The organism is Bacillus sp. FSL R5-0820 (genome assembly GCF_038593385.1).
Classification (GTDB): Bacteria; Bacillota; Bacilli; order Bacillales; family Bacillaceae; genus Bacillus; species Bacillus altitudinis.
Genome location: NZ_CP151991.1, coordinates 2,337,749 through 2,350,069 on the forward strand (window position 1 = coordinate 2,337,749; position 12,321 = coordinate 2,350,069).

At 41.5% G+C, this 12,321-nt stretch carries 15 protein-coding genes; 1 reads left to right on the forward strand and 14 read right to left on the reverse strand.

The window, feature by feature from the left end:
* Positions 1-83: 83 nt before the first annotated feature.
* From araA to NST15_RS12070, 3 genes are read right to left on the reverse strand one after another with little or no spacing between them, the layout of a single operon-like run.
* Entirely contained in the window at positions 84-1,505 is a 1,422-nt protein-coding gene (araA, locus tag NST15_RS12060; RefSeq protein ID WP_342498552.1) for an L-arabinose isomerase, read from the reverse strand.
* A 17-nt stretch (positions 1,506-1,522) separates the two neighbouring features.
* A complete protein-coding gene (locus NST15_RS12065; RefSeq protein ID WP_007501382.1) occupies positions 1,523-2,227 on the reverse strand; it encodes an L-ribulose-5-phosphate 4-epimerase in 705 nt (234 codons plus the stop codon).
* Positions 2,221-3,846 carry an FGGY-family carbohydrate kinase gene (locus NST15_RS12070; RefSeq protein WP_342498553.1) on the reverse strand — a complete coding sequence of 542 codons (1,626 nt, stop codon included), beginning with the start codon at positions 3,844-3,846 and terminating at the stop codon, positions 2,221-2,223. The genes NST15_RS12065 and NST15_RS12070 overlap by 7 nt, the downstream gene beginning before the upstream one ends.
* A 272-nt stretch (positions 3,847-4,118) precedes the next feature.
* On the opposite strand from NST15_RS12070, the gene NST15_RS12075 reads away from it, so the two are divergent.
* Positions 4,119-5,231, forward strand: a complete 1,113-nt coding sequence (locus NST15_RS12075; protein WP_342498554.1) for a GntR family transcriptional regulator — start codon at positions 4,119-4,121, stop codon at positions 5,229-5,231.
* A 5-nt stretch (positions 5,232-5,236) separates the two neighbouring features.
* Here the strand turns inward: NST15_RS12075 and NST15_RS12080 are convergent, their stop codons facing one another.
* The 11 genes from NST15_RS12080 to NST15_RS12130 all read right to left on the reverse strand — a co-directional run bounded on the left by NST15_RS12080 (position 5,237) and on the right by NST15_RS12130 (position 12,288).
* Positions 5,237-6,253, reverse strand: a complete 1,017-nt coding sequence (locus NST15_RS12080; protein WP_342499057.1) for a serine hydrolase — start codon at positions 6,251-6,253, stop codon at positions 5,237-5,239.
* Between the two features lie 10 nt (positions 6,254-6,263).
* A complete protein-coding gene (locus NST15_RS12085) occupies positions 6,264-6,719 on the reverse strand; it encodes a MarR family transcriptional regulator (protein WP_234935723.1) in 456 nt (151 codons plus the stop codon).
* A gap of 94 nt (positions 6,720-6,813) precedes the next feature.
* Positions 6,814-7,539 carry a DsbA family oxidoreductase gene (locus tag NST15_RS12090; RefSeq protein ID WP_144610320.1) on the reverse strand — a complete coding sequence of 242 codons (726 nt, stop codon included), beginning with the start codon at positions 7,537-7,539 and terminating at the stop codon, positions 6,814-6,816.
* Positions 7,540-7,687: 148 nt separating this feature from the next.
* A complete protein-coding gene (hxlB, locus tag NST15_RS12095) occupies positions 7,688-8,245 on the reverse strand; it encodes a 6-phospho-3-hexuloisomerase (RefSeq protein ID WP_342498555.1) in 558 nt (185 codons plus the stop codon).
* Positions 8,242-8,874 carry a 3-hexulose-6-phosphate synthase gene (hxlA, locus tag NST15_RS12100; protein ID WP_008342579.1) on the reverse strand — a complete coding sequence of 211 codons (633 nt, stop codon included), beginning with the start codon at positions 8,872-8,874 and terminating at the stop codon, positions 8,242-8,244. Before hxlA ends, hxlB begins: the two co-directional genes overlap by 4 nt.
* 338 nt (positions 8,875-9,212) lie before the next feature.
* Positions 9,213-9,551, reverse strand: coding sequence for a winged helix-turn-helix transcriptional regulator (locus NST15_RS12105; protein ID WP_034646559.1), 339 nt, complete (start codon positions 9,549-9,551; stop codon positions 9,213-9,215).
* A gap of 89 nt (positions 9,552-9,640) precedes the next feature.
* Positions 9,641-10,510: an alpha/beta hydrolase gene (locus NST15_RS12110; RefSeq protein WP_182489306.1), complete on the reverse strand. Its 870-nt coding sequence runs from the start codon at positions 10,508-10,510 to the stop codon at positions 9,641-9,643.
* A 53-nt stretch (positions 10,511-10,563) separates the two neighbouring features.
* Entirely contained in the window at positions 10,564-10,941 is a 378-nt protein-coding gene (locus NST15_RS12115) for a hypothetical protein (RefSeq protein ID WP_008342582.1), read from the reverse strand.
* Positions 10,942-10,959: 18 nt separating this feature from the next.
* Entirely contained in the window at positions 10,960-11,307 is a 348-nt protein-coding gene (locus NST15_RS12120) for a YxiJ family protein (protein WP_026050114.1), read from the reverse strand.
* Between the two features lie 58 nt (positions 11,308-11,365).
* Positions 11,366-11,764: a hypothetical protein gene (locus tag NST15_RS12125; RefSeq protein ID WP_017358068.1), complete on the reverse strand. Its 399-nt coding sequence runs from the start codon at positions 11,762-11,764 to the stop codon at positions 11,366-11,368.
* 47 nt (positions 11,765-11,811) lie between these two features.
* On the reverse strand, positions 11,812-12,288 hold the full coding sequence (locus NST15_RS12130; protein WP_017358069.1) for a hypothetical protein: 477 nt from the start codon (positions 12,286-12,288) through the stop codon (positions 11,812-11,814).
* Positions 12,289-12,321: the final 33 nt, after the last annotated feature.

Here is a 12,321-nt window from a genome sequence, read left to right on the forward strand (position 1 = left end):
TGGATGACCCCCCTCACTTAATAAACCGCTTTCATTTCACCCCGACATTCTACCGATTACAGTAGAATGCATTTCACCCTTCTTTATAAAACCACATATTCTGCATTCACAAGCTTTGCAAAAAGAACAATTTGATCAACCGTTAAATTGAGAGATACGACTGTATGATGACCTCCGCCGTGCTTAATCCATGCTTTGACGCCATCTTGAAAGTTCGGTTTGATTTTCCAGAGGACTCGTGCTACCGGTAAATGAGGTGCTGCTTCCTGCGGCTCAAAGGCTTCCACTTCTTGAATCAGCCATTTGAAATGTGTTCCAAAATCAGCAATGGAGACAACAACGCCCTCGCCTGCTTTTCCATCAAACACAAGACGTGCTGGGTCTTCCCGGTCTCCAATGCCTAGCGGAGACACGACAATGACAGGTTTTGTATGTGCAAGCACTGGATCTACTTCTAGCATATGAGATTGGAGCACTGCTTCCTGACCAGAGGTCATTTCATATGTGTAATCTTCCATAAAACCAGTCGATTGATGATGACTCATCACCTTTAATAAACGATCCAGTGCGGCGGTTTTCCAATCGCCTTCACCGGCAAAGCCATACCCCTTTGCCATGAGGCGCTGAACAGCTAAACCCGGAAGCTGCTTCATGCCATGTAAATCTTCAAAGTTTGTCGTAAAGGCATTGTAGCCACCTTCATCTAAGAAACGTTTGATGGCAATTTCATATCGTGCTTGCACTTTTACACTTTGTTCCCATTCTTCTGCCGAATAGCTCCCATAATCCACGTCATATAACGTTAAGTACTCAGCAAACAGAGCATCAACTTCTGCTTCTTCCACAGTATTTACATAGTTCACAAGATCGCCAATTCCAAAGTAATCAACGGTCCATCCCAGCTGGATCTGCGCTTCAATTTTATCTCCTTCTGTCACCGCAACGTGGCGCATATTGTCACCAAACCGGGCCACTTTGATCTGGAAGCTCTCATGATAGGCAGCCGCAACGTCCATCCAATCAGCGATTTGCTGCTTCACCTCCTGCTTCGACCAATGACCTGCAACGATTTGGTTTTGCTTATTTAAACGTGCATTGATATAGCCGTACTCTCTGTCTCCATGTGCCGATTGATGGAGATTCATATAGTCCATATCAATCGTGTCCCACGGAATGTTTTCATAGTATTGCGTGACGAGATGCAAAAGAGGCTTTTGCAAAAGAGACGTACCACGTATCCACATTTTTGCTGGAGAAAACGTATGCATCCAAGTCATCACACCGATGACCTCATCACGATAGTTGACCTCTTTCATCAGCTCTGTGATTTGATCCGCACTAACCGCCAGTTCCTGCAGGATAATTGGATAAGGAAGCAAACCGCTCTCATTTAAGGCATCTGTTATCTTTTGCGCATCTGCCTTCACTTGCTTCAGTGCCTCGTCCCCATATAAGTGCTGTGAACCGACGACAAACCAACATTCTTTCTTCTGACTTGTTAACATAGATATCCCTCTTTTCTTTATCTTGAAGGTTTTTGTCCGTAATACGCATGTGTTCCATGTTTTCTTAAATAATGTTTATCTAAAATCACCTGCGGAAGAGGCTCCGCATATTCGTTCAATTGCTTTGCAAACAGGTTCATTTTCGCTACTTCATCTAAAATGACACTGTTCGTTACCGCACTTTTCGCATCTTTTCCCCACGTAAAGGGACCATGACCTTGCAGCAAAATACCAGGAACCGCCATGACATCTATCTGTCTTTTCTCAAACGTTTCAATGATCAGGTGTCCTGTTTCCACCTCATACCCGCGATTCACCTCTTCTTCTGTAAGAAATCGAGCGCACGGAACAGGTCCGTAAAATGTGTCGGCGTGTGTTGTGCCCATTGCTGGTAAATCAAGTCCAGCTTGCGCCCATACAGTTGCCCACATTGAATGGCTATGTGAAATGCCGCCAATTTCCTCAAAGTGTTTGTAAAGAACAGCATGTGTGGCAGTATCGGAAGAAGGATTGAATTCTCCCTCGACCACTTGACCGTCAAAATCGACCACGACCATGTCTTTTGCTGATAATTTGTCATACGCTATGCCGCTCGGCTTAATGACAAACAGTCCACTGTCACGATCACACGCACTGACATTGCCCCATGTAAATTTCACAAGTCCGTATTTTGGCAGATCTAGATTCGCTTGAAACACTTCTTCTTTTAACCGCTCTAACATACAGGTGCCGCTCCTTTCTGTGGCGTCAAATGTTCTACTGCCGCTTTTTCTATCGAGAGTCCTTCTTGATAGCGCTTTATAAATGCCTCAAAACCTTTGACATCCAGTGGATCAGGATCAATAAGCTCTTCTAATGTATGGGCAAACACTTGATGCTTGAGAAAATGGCTCAGTGTTTGCTGCTGGTGATTGAGCATATATGAAGCAAGGACCGCCATCCCAAACGCACCGCCTTCTCCCGCAGTTGATACGACGGATACAGGTGTCCCGAGTGCAGCAGCGACCATTTTTTGCCCAACTATCGGTGTTTTAAATAAACCGCCATGTCCTAGTAAGCGATCAATCTTGACTTGTTCATGTGCTTTTAAACGATCCATCCCAATTTTCATTGCGCCAAATGCAGAGAAGAGATGCGTCCGAATGAAATTAGCAAGGGTAAACCGGCTTTGAGGAGATCTAACAAAAAGAGGTCTTCCTTCTTTTAGTCTCGTAATATTTTCACCAGAATAATAGCCATAGCTTAAAAGCCCGCCCCCATCATGATCTGCTTCTAAAGCTTGATTTAATAGAGTTTCGTACAATCTTTCTGTTTCAACTGGCTGACCCATTGCTTCAAACGCTTCTCTGAATAGATTCATCCAAGCGTTGAGGTCACTTGTACAATTGTTGGCATGAACCATCGCGACTGGCAGGCCATCTGGTGTCGTGACAAGATCCACTTCTGGGTACACACCTTTTAGATGATGCTCTAACACAATCATGGCAAATACAGATGTCCCAACTGAAATATTCCCAGTTCTCTTTTCCACACTGTTTGTTGCGACCATTCCTGTTCCTGCATCACCCTCTGGTGGGCAAAAAGGGATACCTGGCTGCAACTGTTTGCCTTGGTCTAAAATCGCTGCTCCAGCTGCTGTTAACACACCAGCTTCTTCGCCTGCTAAATAGGCGCGCGGCAAAAGATGACGAAGCTTCCACGGATAGCCTTTTTCTGCAATCAATGCTTCAAATTGATGAAGCATCACTTCGTTGTAATCCTTCGTTTTTTCATCAATGGGGAACATTCCCGACGCATCGCCAATTCCGATGGCCTGCTTCCCTGTTAGCAGCCAGTGAATGTAGCCGGACAAAGTGGTCACATACTCTAACCGGGACAGATGTTTTTCCTCTCCTAATATCGCTTGATATAAGTGAGCGATGCTCCATCTTTCTGGAATATGAAATTGGAATACATCTGTTAGCTTTTGACTCGCCTCGGTCGTTGTTCCATTCCGCCACGTTCGAAACGGGACGAGGACTTCTCCTGTATGATGACAGGCGACATAGCCATGCATCATCGCAGATATCCCGATGGAGCCAATGGTTTGAATCGTCACCCCATACAATTGTGCAGCCTGTTCTTTCATCTGACGGTACGCCACTTGAAGACCTGTAATGATTTCAATTAAATTGTACGTCCATATTCCTTCTTGAAGAGAACTTTCCCATTCAAATGCACCTTGCGCAATTGGCTGAAACTCTTCATCTATTAAAATCGCTTTAATTCGTGTGGAACCAAATTCAATGCCCAAAGATGTCCGTCCTTCTCTAATGGCTTTGGCCGTCTTTTCACGATTCATTTTGTTCACCTCCAAGATGATAGCGGTTTCAAATATCTTTTTCGTTTGATTCATCTTTACCTGTGCACAAAAACAATATAATATTTGTACGTACATATGTCAATAATAAATATAGTTGTGCATACACAATTAGACAAAAACTTTCATATTCTCTAAGGAACAGACGATAGACACTGTAAGCGCCTGTTTTTGATGAAGCAACCATGTTAGAATATGTCCATACAAGTTCTTCTCAACCCGAGTAGAGGATCAACTGTGAAAGAAGTGAAACGATGAAAAAGAAGTACCAGATCATTATAGATGATATAAAAAGCAAAATACTGACAGGGGATTACCGGATCGGGGAGCGTATTCCAACCGAATCAAGCTTACAAGAGATGTATCAAGTAAGCCGGCATACAGTGCGAAAAGCCATCTTGGAATTATCGAGTGAAGGTTTTTTAAGAAGTGAAAAAGGCTCAGGCACATTTGTCACCAATCAATATCAAACAAAACCTGCTGGACATGCTCATATGAAAACGATTGGCGTCATCACCACATACATATCCGATTACATTTTCCCGTCGATCATTCGGGGCATCGAAAGCCGATTAAATGAAGAGAACTATTCTTTGTTACTGGCGAGTACAAATAACGATGTGGACCAGGAGAAAAAAGCGCTTGAAATGATGCTGTCCTTTGGTGTGGACGGATTAATTGTCGAACCGACAAAAAGCAACTTATATAATCCAAACATTTCGTACTACCTATCCTTTAAAGAACAGGATGTCCCGCTTATTATGATCAATGCCTACTATGAGCAGTTAGAGGTCCCCCTCCTTTGTTTGGATGATGTAAAGTCCAGCTATTTAGCGACAAAGGAGCTGATCACCTCTGGGCATCAGCACATTGGACTGATTTCAAAAACAGATGATTTACAAGGAAAATATCGAATGAAAGGCTATATTCAGGCACTCGGTGAAGCGAAGCTCAATTTCCTACCAGAGCATGTTCTTTTTTTCGATACAGAATCGAAGCAGTATTTAGGGGATCATATCAAAACCTTTTTACAAGCGCACCAGCATGAGCTGACAGCCCTTGTTTGCTATAACGATGAGGTAGGATTAGAAGTAGCAAATGTATGTAGTGAAATAGGTTTATCTATTCCAGATGATCTTTCCATTATTGGACAGGATAACTCGTATATTGCCCAAAAAAATGCCCATGTGAAACTGACAACGCTGACACACCCTCAAGAGCAAATGGGACGAGATGCGGCAGACTGGATGATTAAAAAAGTACAAGGGAAAAAGAATCTTCCTGATCGAACATTTTATGAGCCTGAACTCGTTCCTGGTGAAACGATTAAAGCGCTGAACGTAAGAAAAAATGAGCCCTCTTCATAGGAGGCTCATTTGGCTTTAGGCTCTTGTTCAAGCATATTCATCACATCATAGGCAATTCGGTCGGGAGAATCTTGCGTGATACGATTGCGATAGTTAGACAAGACGACCACTCCTGTTTTTGAATGCGGGCGGAAACCCATGAAGCTGGAGAAACCAGAAGTTGCACCATTATGGCAAATCAATCCCGTATCATCTATGACCCACCCGAGTCCCATTGACATGTTTTTCCCTATCTTCACCTTTGGCTCGTGGGTCATTTTCCATGGAGAAGTGACGTCTACACTCATATGTGCAGAGAGAAATGAGAGCAAATCAGTGATCGTCGACCGAATCGCACCAGCCCCTTGATAGTCATGCATCTGAAGCGGAGGAACCTCTTTTCCATTCTCTTGATGACCTAGGATCATCTTCTCTTTGACGTCCTCCTTGATCGTAATAAAGGTGTTCGATAGTTTCAGCTCATCCACGATATATTCAGTCAGCAACTCTTCATATGTTTTGTGAAGAGACCATCCCATGATCAACCCGAGGAGCCCCATCCCTACATTGGAGTAACGAGATAGGTATTCCTTTCGCTCATTCCATTTTTTCGAGTGTAACAGTTTCATTAATTCATCAAGGGAGTATTGGCAGTACATATCTCTTCTCACTTTTGGAAGGAACCTTAGTTGTAAATCTCTGAGAAAACGATGTGAAGGAAGCCCAGACGTATGGGTTGCCAGCTGTTCCAATTGGATGGGGTGATTCTTTCTTATTTCGGGACAATACAGTGAAATGGAATCGTCTAGCTTCATCTGCCCTTTTTGAATCATGCTTGCCAATATACTTGTCGTAAAGACTTTTGAAATAGAGCCGATTTCAAAAATGACCTCCTCAGGCTGGACGCACTGCTGTATGGGGTGATCTCCGAAATGAAAAACGTGTCTTTCTCCTTGATGAATCAGTCCGATCACGAGCAGTGCCTGTTTCTTTTTCTCCGTATAAGAAGAGGCAATTCGCTGTACTTCTTGTTTGAGCATCATCAATGGATCATCATCCTTCCCCTTCATTTTGATCTACAATCAATTGATCAAGCTTTGTATAAATGGATGTCAATGTGTTGATCTCTTCGAGGCTTAATTTTGAATAGTATTTTTCAATGATCGCAAGTTCTATCTTTCTCATATTCTCCAAGTACGTCTTTGCCTTTTCAGAAAGTTCAACGTGCAATTCCCGGCGGTTTTGCGGGTTGATGCTGCGGCGAATCCATTCTTTTTTTTCAAGCGTGTTTAATAACTGGCTCACAGCACTTTGGGTGATGCCTAGTTGCTGAGCAATTTGAATAGGTGAGCTTCCCCCTTTTCGCTCTACGAAATCAAGGACAATGTGCTGCTTATCAGTTAGCTCATCTACAAATAACTCTTCAAACTCTAATCGGAGCTTTTGATGGATACGCGCTTCGATTTGGTTTAATTCTTGGATCATCGTTGTTTTGGATGTCAATGTCATCACCTTCATAATTAAGATAACTTAAGTATAAAGGTATATTAATTATTAATCAACAAAAATCCCTATCTTTTATCAAAGATAGGGAAAATGCCGATTATACTTCTTCTTTAGGTGAAGGTACTGCACATACGCCATCTGCACATGCTTCTTCAAATGAAGCATCAGCCGCTTTCTCCGTTTGCGCTGCCTCTTCTGTCCAAGCCGTTTCAAGTGCACGAAGGAACGTATCTGCTGGCTGTGCACCAGCAACCGAATATTGATCATTGATCAAGAAAAAAGGCACAGCAGAAATCCCGAGCTGTCTTGCTTCTTTTTCGTCTTCTCGCACAGCGTCTGCAAATTCTTGCCCGTCTAGAACCTTTTGTACTTCGTTCTGATCAAGGCCTGCTTTTTCTGCAATATCTAAAAGGGTTTGACGATCACCAACATGCTTTCCATCTGTAAAATACGCTTGAAACAGCTCACTCATGACGAGATCGCCTTTTCCCATTTTTCCAGCATATTGTGCGAGCTGGTGGGCATCAAAGGTGTTTGTCAAAACGAGTGGATCGAATTGAAAATCGATTCCTTTCTCCTTGCCCGCCTGTTTCACCTGTTCATTCATCGCGATGGCCCGGCTACGGCTCATGCCATATTTTTTGACAAGCATATCATGCACATCATAATCCACTGCAACAGGTGCATTCGGATCAAGCTCAAAGCTTTTAAACTCTACTTCTACCTGTTCTTTATGAGGGAATTGCTCAAGCGCTGTTTCCAACTGTTTTTTTCCTATATAACAAAAAGGACAGGCGATATCTGACCAAATTTGCACTTTCATCTTCATCTTCCTTCCGTTGCTTACGTTTTTTCTTTCGAGATGTAACTATTATAGTTACATCTTATCCTTTATGTCAAGTGATCCTTCTTTTTAAGTACCATGTATTAAAAAAACCTTTCCTTCAAAAAAGGAAAGGTTTTCATCACGGCTATTCTAAATTCGCATGGTGACCGTACATTTTATGGGTGTCGAGCTCTTTCATTTCCATCAATCTCAAGATGATCGCATCGTACATAAGAAGCAAAGTTTGCTCAAATAATGAGCCCATCGGCTGAATCGTATGATGGTTTCCTTCATGTTGATCCTTTGGCGCACCTGACAGTAAGATGACTTCATCCGATAGATCAGCTATAGGTGACTCAGTTGAAAGTGTGAACGACGCCACGCTTCCGCCAATCGCCCTTGCCTTTTTCGCGAGCACAAGCAGCGTCTCTGTTCGGCCAGAACCGCTCCCTACAATCAATAAATCCTCAGATGTAAAAGCAGGCGTATTCGTTTCACCGATCACATAAGCTTCGAGACCAATATGCGTGAGTCTCATCGCAAACGATTTTCCCATCAAACCAGACCTGCCAGCCCCTGCGACGAAGACCTTTCGAGCCGCTAAAATGCTTTTGACAAGCTGCTCTGCTTGTTCGTCTTGAATCGCGGGCGAGTGCTCAGAAAGCTCGCTTAGAATCGCTCTCACATAGTCACTTGTTTTCATGATTGTGCAATCAACTGCTTCATTTGCGCAGCCACTTCTGCTTTATTGTCTTGGCTCGCTATGCCGCCGCCGACAATAATCAAATCTGGATCTAATTTGACGACTTCAGGTAACGTATCAAGCTTAATACCGCCTGCAATCGCTGTTTTTGCCTGTTTGACCACTTGTTTAATGGTCATGAGGTCAGCAAATGAGTTTTGACCAACCGCTTGCAGGTCATAGCCTGTGTGCACACAAATATAATCTACCCCAAGCTCATCCAGCTCTTTCGCACGGCCGGCGATATCTTTGATCCCAATCATATCGACTAAAATTTGTTTCCCTCTTGCTTTTGCTTCTTTTACCGCTCCTTGAATGGACATATCTTCTGCCGCCGCAAGAATGGTGACGATATCTGCTCCAGCTTCGGATGCCTGCTGCACTTCATAACCGGCAGCATCCATAATTTTCAGATCGGCGAGTACACGTAAGTTTGGAAATGCCTGTTTGACTTCTTTGACGGCACGCAAGCCTTCGTTGATCACAACAGGTGTTCCAATTTCGACTACATCGATCGATCCTTCTACTTCTTTGATCAGCTCAATCGCTTCTGGTATATTCACTAAATCTAATGCTAATTGTAATTTCATGAACGTTCACTCCCGTTTTTTCATCTCATCTTCAAGAGCTCCGTGAATAGGGCTTCTTAAACGATGAAATGAGTATAACAACAGGATGGAAGCAATCCAAGTACGCACTTTTTTTTTACATACTATATTTTTTCGCATATGGTTACAAAAAAGACACTGTCTTTTCGACCAGTATCTAAACGTACTGACAAATCCTCGCATTCGGTGTCAAGTCTGTGTTGTGATGCCGCTCCAGTACTCGTCCTTCCTAAACTGCAAAGGTTTTCAAGTCACGCTGAAAAGAAAACAAAGAGCTAAAATAAAATGATTTTAGCTCTTTGTCTACATCTATCGTCTTTCTATTTATCATCCTTTAAAAAATTGCTGTCGAGATATTGTTTTCCCCAATCATACATCGCCTCTAAAATTGGCATTAAGCTTTCTCCAAGTTCTGTGAGAGAGTACTCAACCTTTGGCGGAACGACGGGATAAACCTCCCGGTGCACAATGTGATCTTCCTCTAATTCTCTTAGCTGATTGACAAGCATTCTTTGCGTAATCCCAGGCATTAACGACTTTAACTCACCAAACCGTTTTGTCCCTTCTCTGCCAAGGTGCCATAAGATCAGCATTTTCCACTTCCCGCCAATAATATTCAGCGTCAGCTCTTTTTCGCAATTGAACACTTTATTTTCCATTCTTGATGACAACGACATACACTCCTTTAATCTCAAACCACTTTATCATATACTGCGGCAAAATGGATTGCCCTAGCATACAGTCTTTATTATTGATTTTGTTTTTTGACGAAAGCCATCACAGCCTTTGTCATCTCTTGCGCTTCTTTTGGCGCTCTGTCAGATCCAAACCATTTATTTAAATCACTGTGGCTCAGCGAATGGACCCGAAAGACAAACTTAGAACCTTTATCATGATTCAGTTTTTCTGCAAATCGGTACACCTCAGGATTTTCCCAGCCAGTAACCAAATAGACAGGAGGTACATTCTTTTGATTCATATAAGTGACAGGTGATGCATTTGTCCAATTCTCCTCTTGTTTGCCAAAGACTTTTTTGTACGATGGGATAGCTTGTATAAATTGATTGAGGTTTAACGGTCCGTCTAGAACAACAATGGAATTGATCGTTTTTGGCGACAGCCCCACATGTTTTAAGTAGGTCGAATCTGTGGCAACCAGCGCCGTCAAATGACCACCCGCTGAGTGACCCATGACATTGATTTTTGACGAATCGATTTGATATTCATCTGCATGATCCTTGACCCATTTAATAGCGCTTGCCGTATCATCTGCCATCTGCTCGTAGTTGGCATCAGGGTGAAGCCTGTAATTCATTGAAACAAACACATACCCTTGCCCCGTAAAATAATCAGCTTTTGAAGCGACTCTATTCTTATCGCCGCCCGACCAGCCGCCGCCATGGAGATAGATCATGACTGGATGCTTCTTCTTTTTGTCTTCATCTTTTCCCTTTGGCATATATATATCCAGTGTTTGCTGTTTGTTTTGTGTGTCTGCATAATGGATGTTCGTCGTCGGCTTAGGCTGGTTGAAACGGAACACAAAGAATGCGCATACCAATAATCCAGCGATGACCGCCGCAAATAAGAGCCATTTCATGATTCGATTCAATGTCATTGCACCTTTCTGTGTTGGGATGGGGAAGTATGATTCGCACATATGTAGAGCGACTAGCCCGATTCATTTGAAACGACTTGTATGACTTGAATCGTTTCACAATAAAAAGAAAAATACTGTTCTTCATAATCTTCGACAAAGTAATTCAAATATTCCCAGCCTCTATCCAAAAGTTGAATGTTCAAAAAAAGAGAGGAATCGTTTGTTAACTCCAAATCTTTGATTTGAACAGAAGAGACGTTGGTAAATTTCAGATGAATGTCTGCTTTATGGGTTGCAGATTCGTATGGGATGTGTAGATGAATACAGTTGATCAAGTCGTAATGTTCATTATACTCTTTAAAGTAGTGAAATTCATTGATTTGCTTTAGATGGTTGATATTGAAATCAGGGATTTGTTTCTGGACTTTTTCATCTAAAAACCATGTCATCGTTTGTCCTCCAAGAGGTTATTGTAGAAGTGCAATGATTTGTTTTCTTGTTTCTTCATGGTATTGAACATAGGAGTGCAGTAAAGGATATGATTCAAGGATCTGTTGATACGATTTGATTTGGGGATATTGCTCTTCAAATGACTGACGCAGCACGTTTAACTGTTTTTTCGGTATTCGTTTATGATCGATCACATAACTTAGGCTACCTGCAACAAGTGAAAAAAATAAATAAAAGTCATCTGAAAATATACCAGTTTCTGCTTCAAAAGAGACGATTTCATCTGGATAAGATGAATCTAATAAGTATTGATAACGTTGTTTTAAATCATCGAATAAACCTTGTTTATCTCGGCTGATTTTCATGGATTTTCCCCAATCTCTCATTGTTTTTAATTCTTATTTAGACGCTAATGAGATCTTCCTATACACTGCAAATAAATTCTTGTGAATCGAAACATACGTTTTTCGATTCTATTGCGAGTAACATCCCATTGATGTTAAATAGAAAATTTGCATTTGAATCAAATTCTTCAAGAAGTACATTTTTAAGGTCCCCTATCCCATTAGGATGGTAACTACATTCAAAAATTTGCCAATTCATCTCTTCTTGTATCAATTCTTCAAATCTATCATTACCTTCACCCCCATTATAATAAAGACTCGCCATATTCATAAATCGTATTTCATGTTGAGTAACTTTATTTAATTCTGATACTTTTACGCTCAGTATTAATTCTTTATGAAACAAATCAAATGTGACTCCGAGTACATTACAACCCCCATCTAGATAATCGATCCATTTTTGTACACTATTAAACATCTCATTCACTCTCCTATTTTTTCAGGATGAACTCTATTCTTATCGTGTCACGGAGTTTGTAAATATTCTTCAAATGAAATAAAGTCCGCTTTTTTTCGAAATTCGCTTAAGATTTTCTGATCTCCTGTAAAAATAACATCTGTCGAATCAAAAAATCCGATTTCAAACACGGCTTGAGGGATAACGGGTGTATAATTTACGTTCCAATATCGTTCATTATCTTCAATTTGAGGTATTGAAATAATATTCAAATGATCTATATGACGAGGCAATGCGGTCAAAACAGCGAAAATAAAAGAATAAGAATAGTCATGTAAGAATTTTTTGAAATGTTCACCCTTCAGAAATAAAAAATCCGTATAATCCGGCATGACTTCTGAATGAGATTGATTATTCCGATCATGAAGCATTGGGAGTGTCACATCACTTATGACCCAATGATACTCTTCTACGTTTAAATTGATTTTCTTTATTAATTCATTTACTTCGAATAGATTTTCCTCTTTTGCTAATACGATTCTCATTACTTGCTCCACCTCACCGATTTAAAACATCAG

What these genes read in the sequence shown, in the direction of transcription:
- NST15_RS12065 (WP_007501382.1), bottom strand. Translation starts at nt 2,227, where the DNA reads ATGTTAGAGCGGTTAAAAGAAGAAGTGTTTCAAGCGAATCTAGATCTG.
- NST15_RS12075 (WP_342498554.1), top strand. Translation starts at nt 4,119, where the DNA reads ATGAAAAAGAAGTACCAGATCATTATAGATGATATAAAAAGCAAAATA.
- hxlB (WP_342498555.1), bottom strand. Translation starts at nt 8,245, where the DNA reads ATGAAAACAAGTGACTATGTGAGAGCGATTCTAAGCGAGCTTTCTGAG.
- NST15_RS12080 (WP_342499057.1), bottom strand. Translation starts at nt 6,253, where the DNA reads ATGATGCTCAAACAAGAAGTACAGCGAATTGCCTCTTCTTATACGGAG.
- NST15_RS12120 (WP_026050114.1), bottom strand. Translation starts at nt 11,307, where the DNA reads ATGAAAATCAGCCGAGATAAACAAGGTTTATTCGATGATTTAAAACAA.
- NST15_RS12085 (WP_234935723.1), bottom strand. Translation starts at nt 6,719, where the DNA reads ATGACATTGACATCCAAAACAACGATGATCCAAGAATTAAACCAAATC.
- NST15_RS12110 (WP_182489306.1), bottom strand. Translation starts at nt 10,510, where the DNA reads ATGACATTGAATCGAATCATGAAATGGCTCTTATTTGCGGCGGTCATC.
- NST15_RS12115 (WP_008342582.1), bottom strand. Translation starts at nt 10,941, where the DNA reads ATGACATGGTTTTTAGATGAAAAAGTCCAGAAACAAATCCCTGATTTC.
- hxlA (WP_008342579.1), bottom strand. Translation starts at nt 8,874, where the DNA reads ATGAAATTACAATTAGCATTAGATTTAGTGAATATACCAGAAGCGATT.
- NST15_RS12125 (WP_017358068.1), bottom strand. Translation starts at nt 11,764, where the DNA reads ATGTTTAATAGTGTACAAAAATGGATCGATTATCTAGATGGGGGTTGT.
- NST15_RS12130 (WP_017358069.1), bottom strand. Translation starts at nt 12,288, where the DNA reads ATGAGAATCGTATTAGCAAAAGAGGAAAATCTATTCGAAGTAAATGAA.
- NST15_RS12070 (WP_342498553.1), bottom strand. Translation starts at nt 3,846, where the DNA reads ATGAATCGTGAAAAGACGGCCAAAGCCATTAGAGAAGGACGGACATCT.
- NST15_RS12090 (WP_144610320.1), bottom strand. Translation starts at nt 7,539, where the DNA reads ATGAAAGTGCAAATTTGGTCAGATATCGCCTGTCCTTTTTGTTATATA.
- araA (WP_342498552.1), bottom strand. Translation starts at nt 1,505, where the DNA reads ATGTTAACAAGTCAGAAGAAAGAATGTTGGTTTGTCGTCGGTTCACAG.
- NST15_RS12105 (WP_034646559.1), bottom strand. Translation starts at nt 9,551, where the DNA reads ATGGAAAATAAAGTGTTCAATTGCGAAAAAGAGCTGACGCTGAATATT.